Consider the following 15,885-nt stretch of genomic DNA (forward strand, 5'->3'; position numbering starts at 1 on the left):
TCCATCAGGAGAGGGTTGGGATGAGGGGCGAATTTATTATCTTTCGTCGCGACGACCACCGACAGCCGCCCACATACGGCGCACGTGTACGGTTACTTCTTCACGGTCGTGGTACAACTGGCGAGCCTGAATCTCAGCGCTGATACCATGTTCCGCCAGTTTTTCATGAATCAATGCCAGGTTTTGCGACACTTCTTCATAGCGCTTCTTCATTGGCAGCTTGAGGTTGAAAATGGTTTCACGGCACCAGCCATTAATTAACCACGTAGCCATCAGATTTGCCACTTTCGCCGGTTTCTCAACCATGTCACAAACCATCCAGGAGATGTTGTTGCGGCTTGGCTTATATTTGAAACCATCTTCCTGCAACCAGGTCACTTGCCCTGTATCCATAAGGCTTTGCGCCATCGGACCATTATCAACAGAACAAACCCACATGTTGCGTTGCGTTAATTGGTAAGTCCAACCGCCTGGACAGGCTCCAAGGTCAACGGCATGCATCCCGTTTGCCAGACGTTCGTCCCACTCATCAGCCGGAATGAAAGTATGGAAAGCCTCTTCCAGTTTCAAGGTTGAACGGCTTGGCGCCTCCGAAGGCAATTTCAGACGTTGGATGCCCATATAGAAAGGCGAGTTATTGTTGCTATAGGAATAGCCGGTATAACAACAGCCTGGCGCGATAAAGAACACATGCACAACCGGGCGTTTTGGCGTTTCGTAATTGGTGAGAATCCCCGCTTCACGCAGGCTCGCACGCAATGGCACCGTCAACTTGCGGCAGAACTTCATCAGTTCTTTGCTTTCATTGGTGTCGGCAACTTCAACGCGCAGATCGCCGCCTTTTTCCACGACACCAGTCAGCATTCCAGTGATTGGTGTAATACGATCGTCGGTTGGAAGATCTTTAAGCAGTTCACCGGCAACAATCATCTGACGAGCAAAGATCAAATCTTTAAATGGCAGCTCACGCGCCAGCTTATCGGCGTCATCTTGCTGATAACATTCGTAAATAACATAACCGCTGTTTTCTTTAACACGAGCAAAACCAAAAATGTCGCGTTGACTGGCTTTATCGGTAATCTCCGCCGCGCACTCTTTCTCAAAGCCTTGTCGGCAATACAAAATAACTTTATTCATGGCTTACGCCCCTACGTTTCAGGCGCATTGCACCAATCAACATCAATATCCAACCGGCCAGAAAACTGATTCCACCGACGGGGGTAACAAACGCCCAAAGGCGTAAATGAGACAGCGCCAGACAATAAAGGCTGCCGCTAAATAGAACTGTACCGAGCGCCATAAATACGCTGCTCCAGTAAAACCAGATGCTGATCCGACGCTGCATAGCAACCGCCAGACCAAAAATCGCTAATGTGTGAAAAGCCTGATATTCAAGGCCGGTTTGAATCCAGCCCATCTCCACAACACCAAGCGTTTTGCTCAAAATGTGAGCCCCGAAGGCCCCGAGAGCAACAAAGATAAAACCGCTAATTGCGGTAAAAATCAGCATGAAACGGCTGGTCATGGTGTAACCCTAAAGTAAGGCGTAGCGGCATGGCTACGCGATGGTTTGCTTATTGATCGTAGCGAAAACGGAATTTTTCTTGTTCGCTCGCTGTTTTCGCCAGAATCCACTGCCTGAAGGCCGCTATTTTACCCAGTTCTGCCTGGCTGTCATGACAAACAAGATAAAACGCGTTTTTACTCACCAGAACATCGTTGAATGGGCAAACTAAGCGGCCCGCTTCAAGCTCTGATTGCGCCATAACATTATTCGCCAGCGCAATGCCTTGGCCGTGAATAGCAGCCTGTAACACCATCGCACTGTGGCTGAAGATAGGGCCTTGCTGCACATTAATATGGCTTACGCCTAATTGACGAGTATAGGTCTGCCAGTCACGACGAGAAGCATCATGCAGCAAAGTATGATGGGCTAAATCTTCAGGAGTTTTAATAGGTTTATCGCCCGTTAACAGCAAAGGCGAGCAGACCGGCAGCAAATATTCTGCATAAAGCTTTTCCACTCGCAAACCCGGCCAGTTTCCACGCCCGTAAAAAATCGCGACGTCGACATCATCAGAAAGTTTATCTTCCTGACGGTCAACAGCCTGAATTCGTACGTCGATTCCCGGATAAGCTGTATTAAAGCTAGTTAGGCGTGGCACAAGCCAGTGAATGGCAAAACTTGGCAGTAAACTGACCGTTAACGCACCTTTAGCACTACGCGCCTGAAGCTTACGCGTTGCTTCTGTCAGTTGCGTAAATATCTCTTTGATGTCCAGATAATAACTCTGCCCCTCTTCTGTCAGCAACAAAGAACGGTTGCGACGGCGGAACAGCTTAAGACCCAGAAAATCCTCCAGAGACTTAATCTGGTGGCTCACGGCGGCTTGTGTCACGAATAATTCATCAGCCGCTTTAGTAAAACTCAGGTGACGAGCAGCGGCGTCAAATACACGTAAGGCATTTAAAGGTGGCAAACGCTTGGACATAGTTGATTGGCTTAAATGTTAAAGTCTATTAACAAACAGGCGAACTTAGTTAACCTATTAGTTTTTTTTATCTGAGCCATTATAAATTGTCCGTTGAGGATGCACCAGCAAATACCTATAGTGGCGTCACTTCCTGAGCCGGAACGAAAAGTTATCTGAAATGCGTGTTTCGGAGGGCTTTTGGCTTACGGTTGTGATGTTGTGTTGTTGTGTTTGCAATTGGTCTGGCATTCCAGACCCCGGTAGCTAAGCTACCCCTTTTTCACTTCCTGTACATTTACCCTGTCTGTCCATAGTGATTAATGTAGCACCGCAAATTGCGGTGCTTTTTTTTGCCTGTAGTTTGAACAACTGCAATTCGAGCAAAAAGATTACTGATCCAGTTCAACCATCTCTTTCACATCAGTACGGTTAATCTGCTGCTTGTTGCCGTTGGCATCTTTATACGAAATCATCCCGGTTTCATCATCAGTTTTCGGTTTGCCATCGGACACAATGGTACGGCCATCGTTGGTGTGCATTACGTAATTCGGGCTAGAACATCCTGAAAGACCAAAAGCCATAACACCTACAAATACTGCTGCGGCTGCCTTGTTCATATTCTTCTCCTTAGTAGCGTTTAATGCTGATTAACTGTAAAAAATTTAGTGGGTGAAATACTCACCTAACATTAATTAGCATAACCCTCTTTCGCGAGCTTGCCAGTTTATGCAGATTATTCCGAAGGTCATTGATCCCTTGTGTGATTAAAGCAAATGCGCCACGATCTACGGATTGGATACGAGGAAAATCATGAAAACTTTTAATCCTGCCCAGTTTCGCAGCCAGTTTCCGGCACTCGCAGATGCGGGTGTCTATCTCGATAGCGCCGCCACCACACTTAAACCTCTCGCCGTTATTGAAGCGACTGAACAGTTTTATAGCCTTAGCGCCGGTAATGTTCACCGCAGCCAGTTTGCGGCGGCACAGCGTCTTACAGAACGCTATGAAGCCGCCCGTGACAGCGTCGCGGCTCTACTCAACGCTCCTTCAGGCAAAGATATTGTCTGGACGCGTGGCACAACCGAAGCGATAAACCTGGTAGCACAGTGTTATGCACGCCCTCGCCTGCAACCTGGTGATGAAATTATTGTTAGCGAAGCCGAACACCACGCTAACTTTGTGCCATGGTTAATGGTTGCCGAGCAAACGGGCGCGAAAGTCATTAAGTTGCCGCTTGGCAAAGATTACCTCGCTGATTTAAGCAAACTGCCAGAGTTACTCAATGAGCGGACCAAAATTCTGGCATTAGGGCAAATGTCCAACGTCACAGGCGGCTGCCCGGACCTGGTTAAGGCCATCACGCTGGCACATGCCGCTGGTGCAGTAGTCATGGTCGATGGCGCACAAGGCGTGGTGCATTGCCCGCCTGACGTACAAGCGCTGGATATCGATTTTTATGCCTTCTCTGCCCACAAACTTTATGGCCCAACCGGCATCGGTGCGCTATACGGTAAAAGCGAGCTGTTAGAAGAAATGTCGCCATGGCTTGGCGGCGGCAAGATGATCACCCATGTCTCGTTTGAAGGGTTTAAAACGCAGCCGGTGCCGTATCGCTTTGAAGCCGGTACGCCAAATGTGGCGGGAGTGATTGGCCTGAGTGCAGCACTCGAGTGGCTTGAAACGGTTGATTTAACAGAAGCAGAAACTTATAGCCGGGGGCTTGCAACACTGGCGGAAGCGCAGCTGGCTAAGCGGTCTGGTTTTCGCAGTTTCCGCTGCCAGGACTCAAGCCTGCTGGCGTTCGATTTCGAGGGCGTTCACCACAATGACATGGTCACATTGATGGCAGAAGCCGGTATTTCACTACGCGCCGGGCAACATTGTGCTCAGCCGTTGCTCGCAGCATTAGGGGTGAGCGGGACACTGCGCGCCTCTTTTGCGCCGTACAATACACAAAGCGATGTAGATGCGTTGGTTAAAGCCATCGACAATGCGCTGGAAATTTTGGTGGATTAAATGACAAGTGGATTCCTGGCCGGTCACCCTTTTGGCACCTCAATCACCGCTGACAGCCTGCGAGCTACATTTGCGCCGTTACAGCAGTGGGAAGATAAATACCGCCAGCTAATCCTGTTAGGGAAACAGCTTCCGGCACTGCCCGCAGACTTAAAAAATGATGAAATCGAAATCGCAGGCTGTGAAAACCGCGTCTGGTTGGGTCATAACCTTCAGGCAAATGGCACGCTGCATTTCTTTGGTGATAGCGAAGGGCGAATCGTTCGGGGTTTGCTGGCGGTGTTACTCACCGCCATTGAAGGGAAAACGGCGGCACAATTGCGGAATGAAGATCCGCTTGCTCTGTTTGATGATCTTGGCCTGCGCAACCAGTTAAGTGCTTCACGCAGCAGCGGGCTTGCGTCATTAGCGCAAGCCGTGCGCGTTGCGGCTCAGGCCTGATTACGCGCCGCTTTTGCCATCATTTTCTTTAATACATGGGACACCGCCACGAAACCAAAGCTGGCGGTGACCATGGTTGCCGCACCAAAACCGGATGCACAATCCATGCGTTTCGAGCCTTCGGCGGTACTTTTCATCCCACATACCGAGCCATCAGCCTGCGGATAAACCAACGCTTCGGTGGAAAACACGCAATCAATTCCGAGCTTTCCTTTGCTGTTCTTCACCATGCCAAAATCGCTTTTTAATCTTTCACGCAGTTTCGCCGCTAATGGATCCTGAATCGTTTTCGCCAGATCGGTCACCTGGATCTGTGTCGGATCAATTTGGCCGCCCGCTCCACCCGTGGTCACCAACGGGATCTTGTAACGCCGGCAATAAGCTATCAAGGCGGCTTTTGGGCGCACACTATCAATCGCATCAATCACGTAGCTAAAGCCCTGGTTGAGCAGCTGCGCGGTGTTGTCAGCAGTAATAAAATCATCCACTACCGTGACACGGCACTCCGGGTTAATTTCGCGGATACGCGCCGCCATCACTTCTGCCTTGGACTGCCCTACCGTAGCCCTCAAAGCGTGGATCTGACGGTTAGTGTTCGTCACACAAACATCGTCCATGTCGATAAGCGTAATTGCACCGATACCGGTACGAGCCAGCGCTTCTGCCGCCCACGACCCCACGCCACCAATGCCAATCACGCAAACATGCGCATCAGCGAACAGTTGCAGAGCATCGCGGCCGTACAAACGAGCAGTACCACCAAAGCGTTGCAGCCAGGCGTCGGTCAAAACTACAGACATTACGTTATCCTCGGAAAATCTTTGCGGGTGTTATTGCAGATATAGATGACGGGCTGATTATACAGCCCGTCTGCGGGAAGATTAACCCGTGAATACACTGTTAGTGGTGCCCGGCGCATTTTTCAGCACCCAAACGCGACCGTAATGGTTGTACCAACCCGCACGGTGACCGGCATCAGCCCCAATCCCCTGGTAGATATCAAAGTGCTGCCCTTTAATCGCACCGCCAACATCCAGCGCAACCATGACGCGCAATTCATATTGCCCGCTGAATTTGCCGTTGTTATCCAGTAACGGGACTTCTGCCAGAATAGTGGTGCCCGCAGGAATAATAGAACGGTCAGATGCAACAGAGGCACGGCCAATCAACGGCACAGCACTCGCCCCTTTCACTGGCGCGAAGCTTGCTGGTTTAAAGAAGACGAAAGAGGGGTTCTGCTCAAGCAGCTCCTGCACTTGCGCCGGGCTGTGGGTTTCTCCCCAGTGGCGAATCGCCTGCATCGACATATCTTCTTTCTTTACTTCACCGCGGTCGATGAGCACCTTGCCGATACTGCGGTAGGCGTGGCCGTTCTTACCCGAGTAACCAAAGAAGGTTAATGGCTGGCCGTCGCCGAAATCGATATAGCCGCTACCCTGCACATCCATAATGAAGTTATCCATTAAGGAGTTGCTGTAAGCAATGATATAGCTGTCGCTCAAAGCACCACTGTAGATCTCAGCACGAGACGGTAAGCGCCCACGCTTTGGCGGCATACGATAGATAGGATACTGGAACTCGCCCTGGCGGGTGTAACGCGCCTGTACCACAGGTGTGTAGTAGCCGGTGAATTGCACGTTACCGTAGTTGTCTGCACCCTCCATCTGCCAGGCATCAATACCGTACTGGCTTAGCTTGCTGGTGTCGCCACCGGCACGTAGCCACTGCTGCACGGCACCGTAAACATCGCTCTTGCTATTATAGAGGCGCGGAGACGCAGAACGAATCTGGTTAACTTGTTCAGCAAAGTCGCCACCGTTAATCGGTGCACCCACCGCATCGGGGCGGTTGACGAGTGAAAAAGGCTGAGAAAACTTCCCGTCCTTATATTGCTGGCCTTTATCTGTCGGTTTTGAGGAACAGCCCGCCAGAATGGCAACCATTACCCCAGTTACAATGTACTTCGTCCAACGTCCTATCATTACTTCCTCGCCCTGATTATATTTCGCGCCTGGCCCGGGATACTTCAAGTATGCAGCCACGGGAAGATAGCAAACACCAGGCAAGAATTAAACGTGTTGGACCCCACACAGACCAGATGTGTTCACTATCTGTACTTAAAGTAAATTATTATCAGCTACATGTGACAAATCGGGCATTTATTAAAAAAAAGGTTGCATCAAAAGCCGGGCAGAGTATAGTGCGCTTCCACGGACGCGGGGTGGAGCAGCCTGGTAGCTCGTCGGGCTCATAACCCGAAGGTCGTCAGTTCAAATCTGGCCCCCGCAACCAATTAAAAAGTCGCTGAGTTTAGCGCGGTGGTGAAAACCATTTGCAGTAAGTAGTTATACGGACGCGGGGTGGAGCAGCCTGGTAGCTCGTCGGGCTCATAACCCGAAGGTCGTCAGTTCAAATCTGGCCCCCGCAACCAACTAAGTCGCTGAGTTTCGCGCAATGATGAAAGTCATTTGGGTACTAAAGAAGTTTACGGACGCGGGGTGGAGCAGCCTGGTAGCTCGTCGGGCTCATAACCCGAAGGTCGTCAGTTCAAATCTGGCCCCCGCAACCAATATTAAAAGCACTCTCAGGAGTGCTTTTTTTGTATCTGCAATTCGCTCACACAGTTCTACTATCCTCTAAATAATTCGAGCGCAGCCAACTCAGCCGCGGCTCGAAGTATGACGGGGATTAACCGAGCCGCGCTAATCGCGCACTATCCGCAAAATAAGCCTTTATACCTGCCAGAATAGACTCGGCCACTTCCTGCTGGAATGTCGCGGTTCGCAGCTTGCGCTCTTCCTCAACATTACTCAAAAAGGCAGTTTCTACCAGAATGGATGGAATATCCGGAGCTTTCAGAACCGCAAACCCCGCCTGATCGACGCTGTTTTTATGCAGTTTGTTCACCTTCCCTAACCGGGCCAGCACTTCTTTGCCGAACTTAAGGCTATCGTTGATGGTCAACGACTGCACCATATCAAACATCGTATGGTCGAGGTAACGATCGCCACTCTTACTGACGCCACCGATTAAGTCGGCGGCGTTTTGCGTTTGGGCGAGGAATTTAGCGGCGGTACTGGTCGCGCCTTTGGTTGAGAGCGCAAAAACGGAGGATCCGCGAGCAGCCCCCGTGGTAAACGCATCAGCATGAATAGAAACAAACAGATCGGCACGCTGCTTCTGTGCCTTCGCGACCCTGACTTTTAATGGGATAAACACATCCTCATTGCGGGTCATATAGGCTTTCATATTCGCTTCTTTATCAATCAGCGCTTTCAGGCGGCGAGCAATCTGCAGAACGATATCTTTTTCGCGCGTTTTGTTCGGCCCAATCGCACCTGGATCTTCCCCACCGTGGCCGGGATCTAGCATGATAACAATTGGCCGGTCACGCCCGGCTTTACCCGGTTGCGGCCCTTGTTCTGGCGACGGCGGCTTGTCTTTATCCAGCTTGCCGTTGTTGTAATCTTCCAGCAATGCCAACAGCGGATCTTGCTCGCTATTCATATTCGCCGGATACAAATCCATCACCAGACGCTCTTTAAATTCAGCTACCGGGGCCAGTCCAAACAGATGTGGTGTGACGTTCTGTTTGAGTTCAAAAACCATGCGCACGGTTTGCGGGTCAAACTGCCCGACACGCGCAGATTTTATGAAGGGATCGTCCGCACGAATCTGGCCACCAATGCCTTTCAATACTGAATTTAAATTCACACCTTCGATGTCGACAACGACGCGATCCGGGTTGCTCAATGCGAACTGCTTATATTTAAGCTCTTTGTTCGATTCCAGCGTGACACGAGTGTAAGACGAAGCGGGCCAGACACGCACCGCAACGACCAGGCTTGAAGCTGCAAGACCGACCTGGCTGACACTCAAAAGCCACATAGCACCTGCTCCCTGGAGCAACCGGCGCCGAGTTATTAATGGTCTGGAATCTGACATAGCTCTCCTGAGCGGTGTATTTCCGGGAATCGAATAATCAATTTTATTTTTTGAGCCGAAAACTTTAACGAAACAGGCCCGGGCTGTCACTCATTAAAGGGTAAACATTCGCAATCAAGCACCTGGCAGGCTGAATTCAGAAATATTCACTTTGTGGAAATTGCCGCTTGCACAGAAGGCAATAAAAGAATAAAAATACAGAAATTACGAATAATCATGCAATGAGGTCTGGCCGTGGTGAAGGAACGTAGAACCGAACTGGTACAGGGATTCCGCCATTCTGTTCCCTATATAAATGCCCATCGGGGAAAAACGTTTGTCATTATGCTTGGCGGCGAAGCCATTGAACACGAGAACTTTTCCAGTATCGTCAACGATATTGGGCTGTTACACAGCCTTGGGATTCGTCTGGTAGTGGTGTACGGCGCACGCCCACAGATTGATGCCAATCTGGCTTCGCATAATCATGAGCCTATCTATCATAAACATACGCGTGTTACAGATGCAAAAACGCTGGAGCTTGTTAAGCAAGCAGCCGGTTTATTGCAGCTGGATATTACCGCGCGTTTGTCCATGAGCCTTGGCAACACGCCTTTGCAGGGCGCACATATCAACGTGGTCAGCGGTAACTTTATTATTGCGCAGCCATTGGGCGTGGATGATGGCGTGGATTACTGCCACAGCGGACGCGTGCGTCGTATCGACGAAGAAGCTATTCACCGCCAGCTTGATAACGGTGCAATCGTGCTGATGGGCCCGGTTGCTGTATCGGTCACGGGTGAAAGTTTCAACCTCACTTCAGAAGAGATTGCCACGCAGTTAGCCGTCAAGCTGAAAGCCGAAAAAATGATTGGCTTCTGTTCTTCTCAGGGTGTTATCGACGACAACGGCAATATTGTCTCCGAACTGTTCCCTAACGATGCGCAAAAACGTATTGAAGAACTAGAAGAAGCCGGTGATTACCACTCCGGCACCGTGCGTTTCTTACGGGGTGCTTTGAAAGCCTGTCGTAGCGGTGTGCGTCGCAGCCATTTAATTAGTTACCAGGAAGATGGCGCACTGTTGCAGGAGCTTTTCTCCCGCGACGGGATCGGTACACAAATTGTTATGGAGAGTGCGGAGCAAATTCGTCGCGCTACCATTAACGATATCGGCGGTATTCTGGAGTTGATTCGCCCTCTTGAACAACAAGGGATTCTGGTACGCCGCTCGCGTGAGCAACTGGAAATGGAGATCGACAAGTTCACCATTATTCAGCGCGACAATCTGACTATCGCCTGTGCAGCACTCTATCCATTCCTTGAAGAAGGGATTGGCGAAATGGCCTGCGTAGCAGTTCACCCTGACTATCGCAGTTCATCGCGCGGTGAAGTGCTGCTGCAACGTATTGCCACGCAAGCCCGCCAAATGGGACTGAGCAAGCTGTTCGTGCTGACCACCCGTAGTATTCACTGGTTCCAGGAACGCGGATTTATGCCGGTCGATGTTGAGCTGCTGCCAGAAAGTAAAAAAGAGATGTACAACTATCAACGCCGTTCGAAAGTGCTGATGGCGGATTTAGCGTAACCAATAAGCTAGCCCTATTCAGGGCTAGCTAAAACTCTCCGTCAATCCGCTGCGTCTTTCTGTCTTCGTCACAATTGCCTTTTCCAGAATACGATCATCGGCATACAAAGATAGCCTGCTTCGAGTACGAGTGATCGCGGTATAGACCAGTTCACGCGTAACCACAGCGGTATACTGATTTGGCAGAATAAGGGCGGCGTGATCAAATTCCGAACCTTGGGATTTGTGCACCGTCATAGCATAGGCGGTGTCATGCCCTGGTAAACGGCTCGGCTGCACTGATTTTATTGTGCCATCCGGCAGCGGGAACCAAACGCGTAGCCCCTCGCCTCTGTCTAACGCGATACCGATATCACCGTTGAATAGACCTAACGAGCTGTCGTTACGCGAAATCATAATTGGCCTGCCGTTGTACCATCTTGAAGCGGCCTGATTTGGCCGCTCAATGAGCCTTTTTTGAATCAGCGCGAGTTCGATTCTATTGTTCAGGCCACTGACGCCAAACGGGCCATCACGTAATGCACACAACAACTGATAACGCCCGAAAGCTTCAATAATAGCTGCAGGTTCTGCGTGATTGCGTATTAACTCCAGATACGGCCGATACCCATCCACTGCATCAGCAATCATCAACGCGTAGTCTTTAGTTTCGCGCAATGGCTGCTTTGTGATATCGCCAAAACCTTTAGCAAACACCGCTTTAGCCTGTTTCACATCGCTTGCATTAACAGCATAGGCCAACTGCCCAATCCCTGATTTGCTATCAAAACGGTAGCTTTTTTGCAGCAAGCAAAGCCCGTCACGCAGCACACTGGCTTCTGTTCCTTCACCTGTTACCAGTGAGTAACCCGTCAGTCGACTTAATTCGGCCGCACGAACAGGAGAATATCCGTGTGTTACATAATGGCAAATATCCCCGAGCACCGCCCCCGCTTCCACCGATGCCAGTTGATCGCGGTCGCCTAAGAAAATGATCCGCGCGTGTGCTGGCAACGCATGAATCAGCTTTGCCATCATTGGCAAATCCACCATTGAGGCTTCATCTACCACCAGCACATCAAGATGCAATGGGTTCCCTGCGTGATATCGCAGACGTTGGCTGTTAGGTTGTGCGCCCAATAAGCGGTGCAAGGTACAAGCATCGCTAGGCAACGAGGCTTTTTGCGCATCATCCAACGGCAAACGCCGTAGAGCGGAACCTAAGGATTCGGTTAAACGTGCAGCGGCTTTACCTGTTGGAGCCGCCAGTTGGATACGCAAAGGTTTTGCGTCCGATAGCTGAACCAGTGCTGCGAGCAATTTGGCCACCGTAGTGGTTTTCCCGGTTCCTGGCCCGCCAGAAATCACTGAAATGCGTCGTGTCAGTGCCACGGCCGCAGCAACCTTTTGCCAGTCGATATCGGCTGTTGGCTCAAAGAGTTGATTTAATACACGGATAATCTGCGTTTCATCAAGTGGGATTACGCAGTTCTCTTCACCAAAAAACCGCGCGACAGACTGTTCGTTTTGCCACATCCGGTTGAGGTACAAGCGCTCGCCAATTAATTTCAGCGGTGTTGCCCCTTCATACTCACTTACCGCATCAGATGCCAATAGCAGTTCGTACCAGTTGGCTTTGGTACCAATCACAGCGAAAAGTTGCTCCGCAAAATCAGGTTGCCGCCCGGCAAAACAGAACTCCGGCTTTAAACGCGAAAGTGGGATACACACATGCCCTTCACCCGCATCGTGGCTGACAAGTGCCGCTGCCAGCATGACTGCGGGCTGCTCGTCACTGGAAATCATCATGGCGAATTGTGCATCCAATGCGCGCAACAATTTTTGCTCGACTGCCTGCTGTAGCAACTCAGACATTTTCATAGCGTAACCTCGTCCGTTTGCGCAGCAAAAAGTGCATCCATTTTCGTAATCAATTGAACATCTGGCTGCGTCGAGAAAATCCCCTGTGAAGAACCGTTGCTTTCGACTCCGCGCAAGAAAAGATAGATAACGCCGCCAAAATGTCTTTGGTAATCGTAGTCAGGCATACGGTGACGCAAATAGCGGTGCAGAGCCAACGTATATAACTGATATTGCAGGTCGTAACGATGGGATTGCATCGCACCCACCATCGCTTCCTGGGTATAAGCACTGCTGTCTTCACCCAGCCAGTTGGATTTATAATCCAGCAGGTAGTAACGCCCTTGCCAGCGGAAAACCAGGTCAATAAACCCTTTCAACATGCCACGCACTTGTTTGAAATTCAGCGGAGGGCAGCCCGCAGAGAGCGGATCGTATTCCCGCACCAGCTTATCCAGATGCGCAGCCTGCAAATCACTTTCAATTGGCAGATAAAATTCCAGCTCGACCTGTTTTTCCTGTGGCGTTAACTGGTTAAGCGACACGCCCGAATCATTGAGCGGAACCTGCAAAATGGCCTTTAACCACTGCGTTAACACGGGTAGCCACTCTTCAGCAAAACCTTGCTCTGTGAGTTGCTTTGCAACCCATATATCGTCAATCGGCTGAGTAAAATCAATGCCTTCGAATAAGCTATGCAAAAATGTGCCCGGCCCCGCACCGCGTGGGAAGCTATGCGGAGTTAGTGATGGCTCACTTTGTACTGGTATAACACCTGCGGCATCCACATCTAAGCGAGGCAATAAATCCAGCGCCTGGCTGCTACCATGCTGCTGCAATCCGGAATAACTGGTCACGCGCCAATTATCAGCAACCTGCCTTTTCATCACTCTGGCACTCAGTTCCGGGATTGCGGTACTGACAGGCTGCCACGGGCTATAGTCTTCCGAGTGAGGTTCTTCGACGCTAATCGACTCACTGACCAGTTCCTGCAAACATGCCTGTAAACCGGCAGCATCTTTCGCTTCACCTTTTTGCAGCAGATACCCCAACGCGCCCAGATGCAGATCGCTGGCCCCTTTTTTGGCTCGGTTCCCTTTAAATAACGGAGCGACACCCAGGCTGCAATGCCAGATTGAACGAGTCAGAGCCACGTACAGCAAACGTAAATCCTCTGCCAGGCGCTCTTCTTCCGCAAGGCTCAGGCTTTCTTCATCGTCGCTTAAATCCAGCAACGGCGAGAATGTTGAACGGTCATGGTACAGACCACTGTTTTGCGCCCGATAGTTGGCGATGAATGGCAACCAGACCAATGGGTACTCAAGCCCTTTTGATTTATGGATAGTGACAACCTGAACCAAATGCTTGTCGCTTTCGAGACGTAATTGTTGGCTGTAGGCGTTGCTATCAGGTTCAGCGACCTGCTGTGCCAACCATCGAACCAGAGCATGTTCACTGTCAGTTTGCGCGGCTTCTTCTTGTAGCAATTCGCTGATGTGTAAAATGTCGGTAAGACGCCTTTCACCTCCCGGCGTTGCCAACAAGTTTTCGGCAACCTGGCGATGAGCAATCAGCGCCCGCAGCATCGGCATTACGCCCCGGCGCAGCCAGGTTTGGCGATATTCAGAAAACTCTTCAACCAATTGATCCCAGGCATTTTCATCGTTATTCAGCGCCTCAATCATTTGCGCATCAAGGCCAAGCATACTGGTCGCAACCGCACTTCTCAGTGCTGTTTCAATTTCAGGGGCAAGTACAGCCTGCAGGATCCACAAAATCTCTCGCGCTTCAGGCGTTGCAAAAACCGAGTCACGATTTGAAAGGTAAACAGAGGGAATATTGAGCGCGCTCAAAGCCTCCCGAACAATTGAAGCTTCACCGCGACTACGAACCAAAATAGTGATGTCTGATGACTGTACCGGGCGAGATACCTCACCTTTCCACAATAGAGCCTCACCGCGCTGCCCGGCAGTCAGCCAGTCTCGAATCTGCTGCGCACACTGCATGGCCATGATTTGTTGGTAATCACTCACACCGCAACCGTCACCCGACTGTGCCCAGAGCGACATAGCCGCCTGGTTCTTCCCTTTCATGGTAAAACGCAGGCCGCTGTTTTTCTCAGCCGCTTTGACCGCTAAGAATGGGATTTGCTGGAATAAGAAAGGGTTACTCAGTTGCTGAAACAGAGTATTCACGCTGTTTATCATTGCAGGGGATGAACGCCAGTTGGTGTCCAGCGTGTAGTGGGCACCTACCTCATGACGAGCTTTCATGTAGGTAAAAATATCCGCCCCGCGGAACGCATAAATCGCCTGTTTCGGGTCACCGATAAGCAATAGCGCAGTGCCTGGCTGGTTGATGTACAGCCGCCTGAAGATGCGATATTGCTGAGGATCGGTATCCTGAAATTCATCAATCATTGCCGCCGGGAAACGCCCACGAATGGCGGCTGCCAGGGCGTCGCCACCTGGCTTGTGCAGAGCTTCATCCAGCCGGGTCAACATATCGTCGAAACCCAGCTCACCGCGACGGCGTTTTTCTTGCTGCACGGTATAGCGGATTTCAGCCATAGCACGCGCGATAACTAAATCACGCAGTGTTAGCGGCTCACCCAATAAATCGTTAATCGCTCTGAAAACAGGATGCTGCGGCGGTTGGCCTTCTTTGGTTTTCTCGTCGAGCATCGACTGAGAGAAACGCTCCAGTTGGTCAGGCAATTTATAAGTTGTGGTTTCTGTCTGAGCCCAGGTGCCGACAATATTCAGCCAATTAGGTAGGTTTTTGCTGCTGTAACTACGGCGGTCTATCTTCGCCACACTTAGGAGTTGCGCAATTTCATCCGCGCAAGCACACCATTGCGCTTTCACATCTCCAATGGCGTTAATTATTTTCTGATGCCGTGCAAGTAGCGTTTCATCATCAGCTGGCGGCTGTTTAAGTACCGGTTGTTCACCTTGCAACCAACTGTTTATGTCTCTGAGAAGTTCTTCCGGGCCAGCCCACTCCTCTGCCATAACCTGCGCGACCGGTTTAGGAAGTGGGTAACAATGGCGACGCCAAAAATCAGCACAGGCATTACGACGCAACCGTGATTCATCTTCAATGAGTTGTTGCTCAAACAGCATGCCTGATTCGAAGGCATTAAGGCTGAGCATTCGCTGGCAAAAACCATGGATAGTGAAAATGGCCGCTTCGTCCATTTGCTGTTCTGCAAGGCGCAAAACTTGGGCAGCCTGGTGAAGGTCAGGGATTTCTGTGAGCAGTTTTTGGAACAAGGGATTGTCAGTGCGCTTACGTACACAGGCGATACGCAGTTCATGAATATTGGCGCGAACACGGCCGCGGAGCTCTTCAGTCGCCGCCTGAGTAAAGGTTACGACCAATAATTCTTCAACTGAGAGTGGCCGGGGGTGGGCATTTTGCCCACCCAGGCCAAGCAGCAAACGCAGATAGAGTGCCGCAATGGTAAATGTCTTTCCGGTACCGGCAGAGGCTTCAATCAGCCGCTCTCCCGTCAGAGGTAAACTTAGGGGGTCAAGCGGCTGAGTGATTCCGGTCATTATTATACCTATTGTCTTTCAAGTTGCAGGTGCCGTGGCCGCCA

Annotated in this window: 12 protein-coding genes and 3 tRNA genes; 6 read left to right on the top strand and 9 right to left on the bottom strand. The window is 50.7% G+C overall.

Annotated features, from left to right (window positions below; all coding sequences use genetic code 11):
- Positions 1-36: 36 nt before the first annotated feature.
- The 4 genes from rlmM to M977_RS06735 all read right to left on the bottom strand — a co-directional run bounded on the left by rlmM (position 37) and on the right by M977_RS06735 (position 3,091).
- Positions 37-1,137, bottom strand: a complete 1,101-nt coding sequence (gene rlmM, locus M977_RS06720) for a 23S rRNA (cytidine(2498)-2'-O)-methyltransferase RlmM (RefSeq protein ID WP_064513393.1) — start codon at positions 1,135-1,137, stop codon at positions 37-39.
- A complete protein-coding gene (locus tag M977_RS06725; RefSeq protein WP_064513395.1) occupies positions 1,130-1,525 on the bottom strand; it encodes a DUF423 domain-containing protein in 396 nt (131 codons plus the stop codon). The genes rlmM and M977_RS06725 overlap by 8 nt, the downstream gene beginning before the upstream one ends.
- A gap of 49 nt (positions 1,526-1,574) precedes the next feature.
- Positions 1,575-2,492, bottom strand: coding sequence for a glycine cleavage system transcriptional regulator GcvA (gcvA, locus tag M977_RS06730; protein ID WP_064513397.1), 918 nt, complete (start codon positions 2,490-2,492; stop codon positions 1,575-1,577).
- Positions 2,493-2,863: 371 nt separating this feature from the next.
- Complete coding sequence (locus M977_RS06735; RefSeq protein ID WP_034457528.1) at positions 2,864-3,091, bottom strand: YgdI/YgdR family lipoprotein; 228 nt, start codon at positions 3,089-3,091, stop codon at positions 2,864-2,866.
- A gap of 193 nt (positions 3,092-3,284) precedes the next feature.
- Here M977_RS06735 and csdA point away from each other — a divergent pair, with 193 nt between their 5' ends.
- Both csdA and csdE read left to right on the top strand, forming a co-directional pair.
- Complete coding sequence (gene csdA / locus M977_RS06740) at positions 3,285-4,490, top strand: cysteine desulfurase CsdA (RefSeq protein WP_064513398.1); 1,206 nt, start codon at positions 3,285-3,287, stop codon at positions 4,488-4,490.
- Positions 4,491-4,931, top strand: coding sequence for a cysteine desulfurase sulfur acceptor subunit CsdE (gene csdE, locus M977_RS06745; RefSeq protein ID WP_064513401.1), 441 nt, complete (start codon positions 4,491-4,493; stop codon positions 4,929-4,931).
- Here the strand turns inward: csdE and tcdA are convergent.
- The gene (gene tcdA, locus M977_RS06750; protein WP_064513403.1) at positions 4,922-5,731 is read right to left on the bottom strand and encodes a tRNA cyclic N6-threonylcarbamoyladenosine(37) synthase TcdA; all 810 of its coding nucleotides are present in this window, start codon (positions 5,729-5,731) and stop codon (positions 4,922-4,924) included. The two genes, csdE and tcdA, sit on opposite strands and share 10 nt — an antisense overlap.
- Before the next feature lie 81 nt (positions 5,732-5,812).
- On the bottom strand, positions 5,813-6,913 hold the full coding sequence (mltA, locus tag M977_RS06755; RefSeq protein WP_064513405.1) for a murein transglycosylase A: 1,101 nt from the start codon (positions 6,911-6,913) through the stop codon (positions 5,813-5,815).
- A 233-nt stretch (positions 6,914-7,146) separates the two neighbouring features.
- Here mltA and M977_RS06760 point away from each other — a divergent pair.
- The 3 genes from M977_RS06760 to M977_RS06770 all read left to right on the top strand — a co-directional run bounded on the left by M977_RS06760 (position 7,147) and on the right by M977_RS06770 (position 7,500).
- Positions 7,147-7,223, top strand: a tRNA-Met gene (locus M977_RS06760).
- A 62-nt stretch (positions 7,224-7,285) separates the two neighbouring features.
- A tRNA-Met gene (locus M977_RS06765) sits at positions 7,286-7,362 on the top strand.
- 61 nt (positions 7,363-7,423) lie between these two features.
- Positions 7,424-7,500, top strand: a tRNA-Met gene (locus tag M977_RS06770).
- A gap of 119 nt (positions 7,501-7,619) precedes the next feature.
- Here the strand turns inward: M977_RS06770 and amiC are convergent.
- Positions 7,620-8,876, bottom strand: a complete 1,257-nt coding sequence (gene amiC / locus M977_RS06775; protein WP_064513407.1) for an N-acetylmuramoyl-L-alanine amidase AmiC — start codon at positions 8,874-8,876, stop codon at positions 7,620-7,622.
- A 234-nt stretch (positions 8,877-9,110) separates the two neighbouring features.
- Here amiC and argA point away from each other — a divergent pair, with 234 nt between their 5' ends.
- The gene (argA, locus tag M977_RS06780) at positions 9,111-10,442 is read left to right on the top strand and encodes an amino-acid N-acetyltransferase (protein WP_064513409.1); all 1,332 of its coding nucleotides are present in this window, start codon (positions 9,111-9,113) and stop codon (positions 10,440-10,442) included.
- Between the two features lie 24 nt (positions 10,443-10,466).
- Here argA and recD read toward each other — a convergent pair whose 3' ends face one another.
- Entirely contained in the window at positions 10,467-12,302 is a 1,836-nt protein-coding gene (gene recD / locus M977_RS06785; RefSeq protein ID WP_064513411.1) for an exodeoxyribonuclease V subunit alpha, read from the bottom strand.
- Positions 12,299-15,841, bottom strand: coding sequence for an exodeoxyribonuclease V subunit beta (gene recB, locus M977_RS06790; RefSeq protein ID WP_064513414.1), 3,543 nt, complete (start codon positions 15,839-15,841; stop codon positions 12,299-12,301). The genes recD and recB overlap by 4 nt, the downstream gene beginning before the upstream one ends.
- Between the last annotated feature and the right edge of the window lie 44 nt (positions 15,842-15,885).

Origin of the sequence: Buttiauxella gaviniae ATCC 51604 (genome assembly GCF_001654835.1) — a bacterium.
Lineage (GTDB): Bacteria > Pseudomonadota > Gammaproteobacteria > Enterobacterales > Enterobacteriaceae > Buttiauxella > Buttiauxella gaviniae.

Coding starts and splice junctions, on each gene's coding strand:
- rlmM (WP_064513393.1), bottom strand. CDS start 1,137: ATGAATAAAGTTATTTTGTATTGCCGACAAGGCTTTGAGAAAGAGTGC.
- M977_RS06725 (WP_064513395.1), bottom strand. CDS start 1,525: ATGACCAGCCGTTTCATGCTGATTTTTACCGCAATTAGCGGTTTTATC.
- gcvA (WP_064513397.1), bottom strand. CDS start 2,492: ATGTCCAAGCGTTTGCCACCTTTAAATGCCTTACGTGTATTTGACGCC.
- M977_RS06735 (WP_034457528.1), bottom strand. CDS start 3,091: ATGAACAAGGCAGCCGCAGCAGTATTTGTAGGTGTTATGGCTTTTGGT.
- csdA (WP_064513398.1), top strand. CDS start 3,285: ATGAAAACTTTTAATCCTGCCCAGTTTCGCAGCCAGTTTCCGGCACTC.
- csdE (WP_064513401.1), top strand. CDS start 4,491: ATGACAAGTGGATTCCTGGCCGGTCACCCTTTTGGCACCTCAATCACC.
- tcdA (WP_064513403.1), bottom strand. CDS start 5,731: ATGTCTGTAGTTTTGACCGACGCCTGGCTGCAACGCTTTGGTGGTACT.
- mltA (WP_064513405.1), bottom strand. CDS start 6,913: ATGATAGGACGTTGGACGAAGTACATTGTAACTGGGGTAATGGTTGCC.
- amiC (WP_064513407.1), bottom strand. CDS start 8,876: ATGTCAGATTCCAGACCATTAATAACTCGGCGCCGGTTGCTCCAGGGA.
- recD (WP_064513411.1), bottom strand. CDS start 12,302: ATGAAAATGTCTGAGTTGCTACAGCAGGCAGTCGAGCAAAAATTGTTG.
- recB (WP_064513414.1), bottom strand. CDS start 15,841: ATGACCGGAATCACTCAGCCGCTTGACCCCCTAAGTTTACCTCTGACG.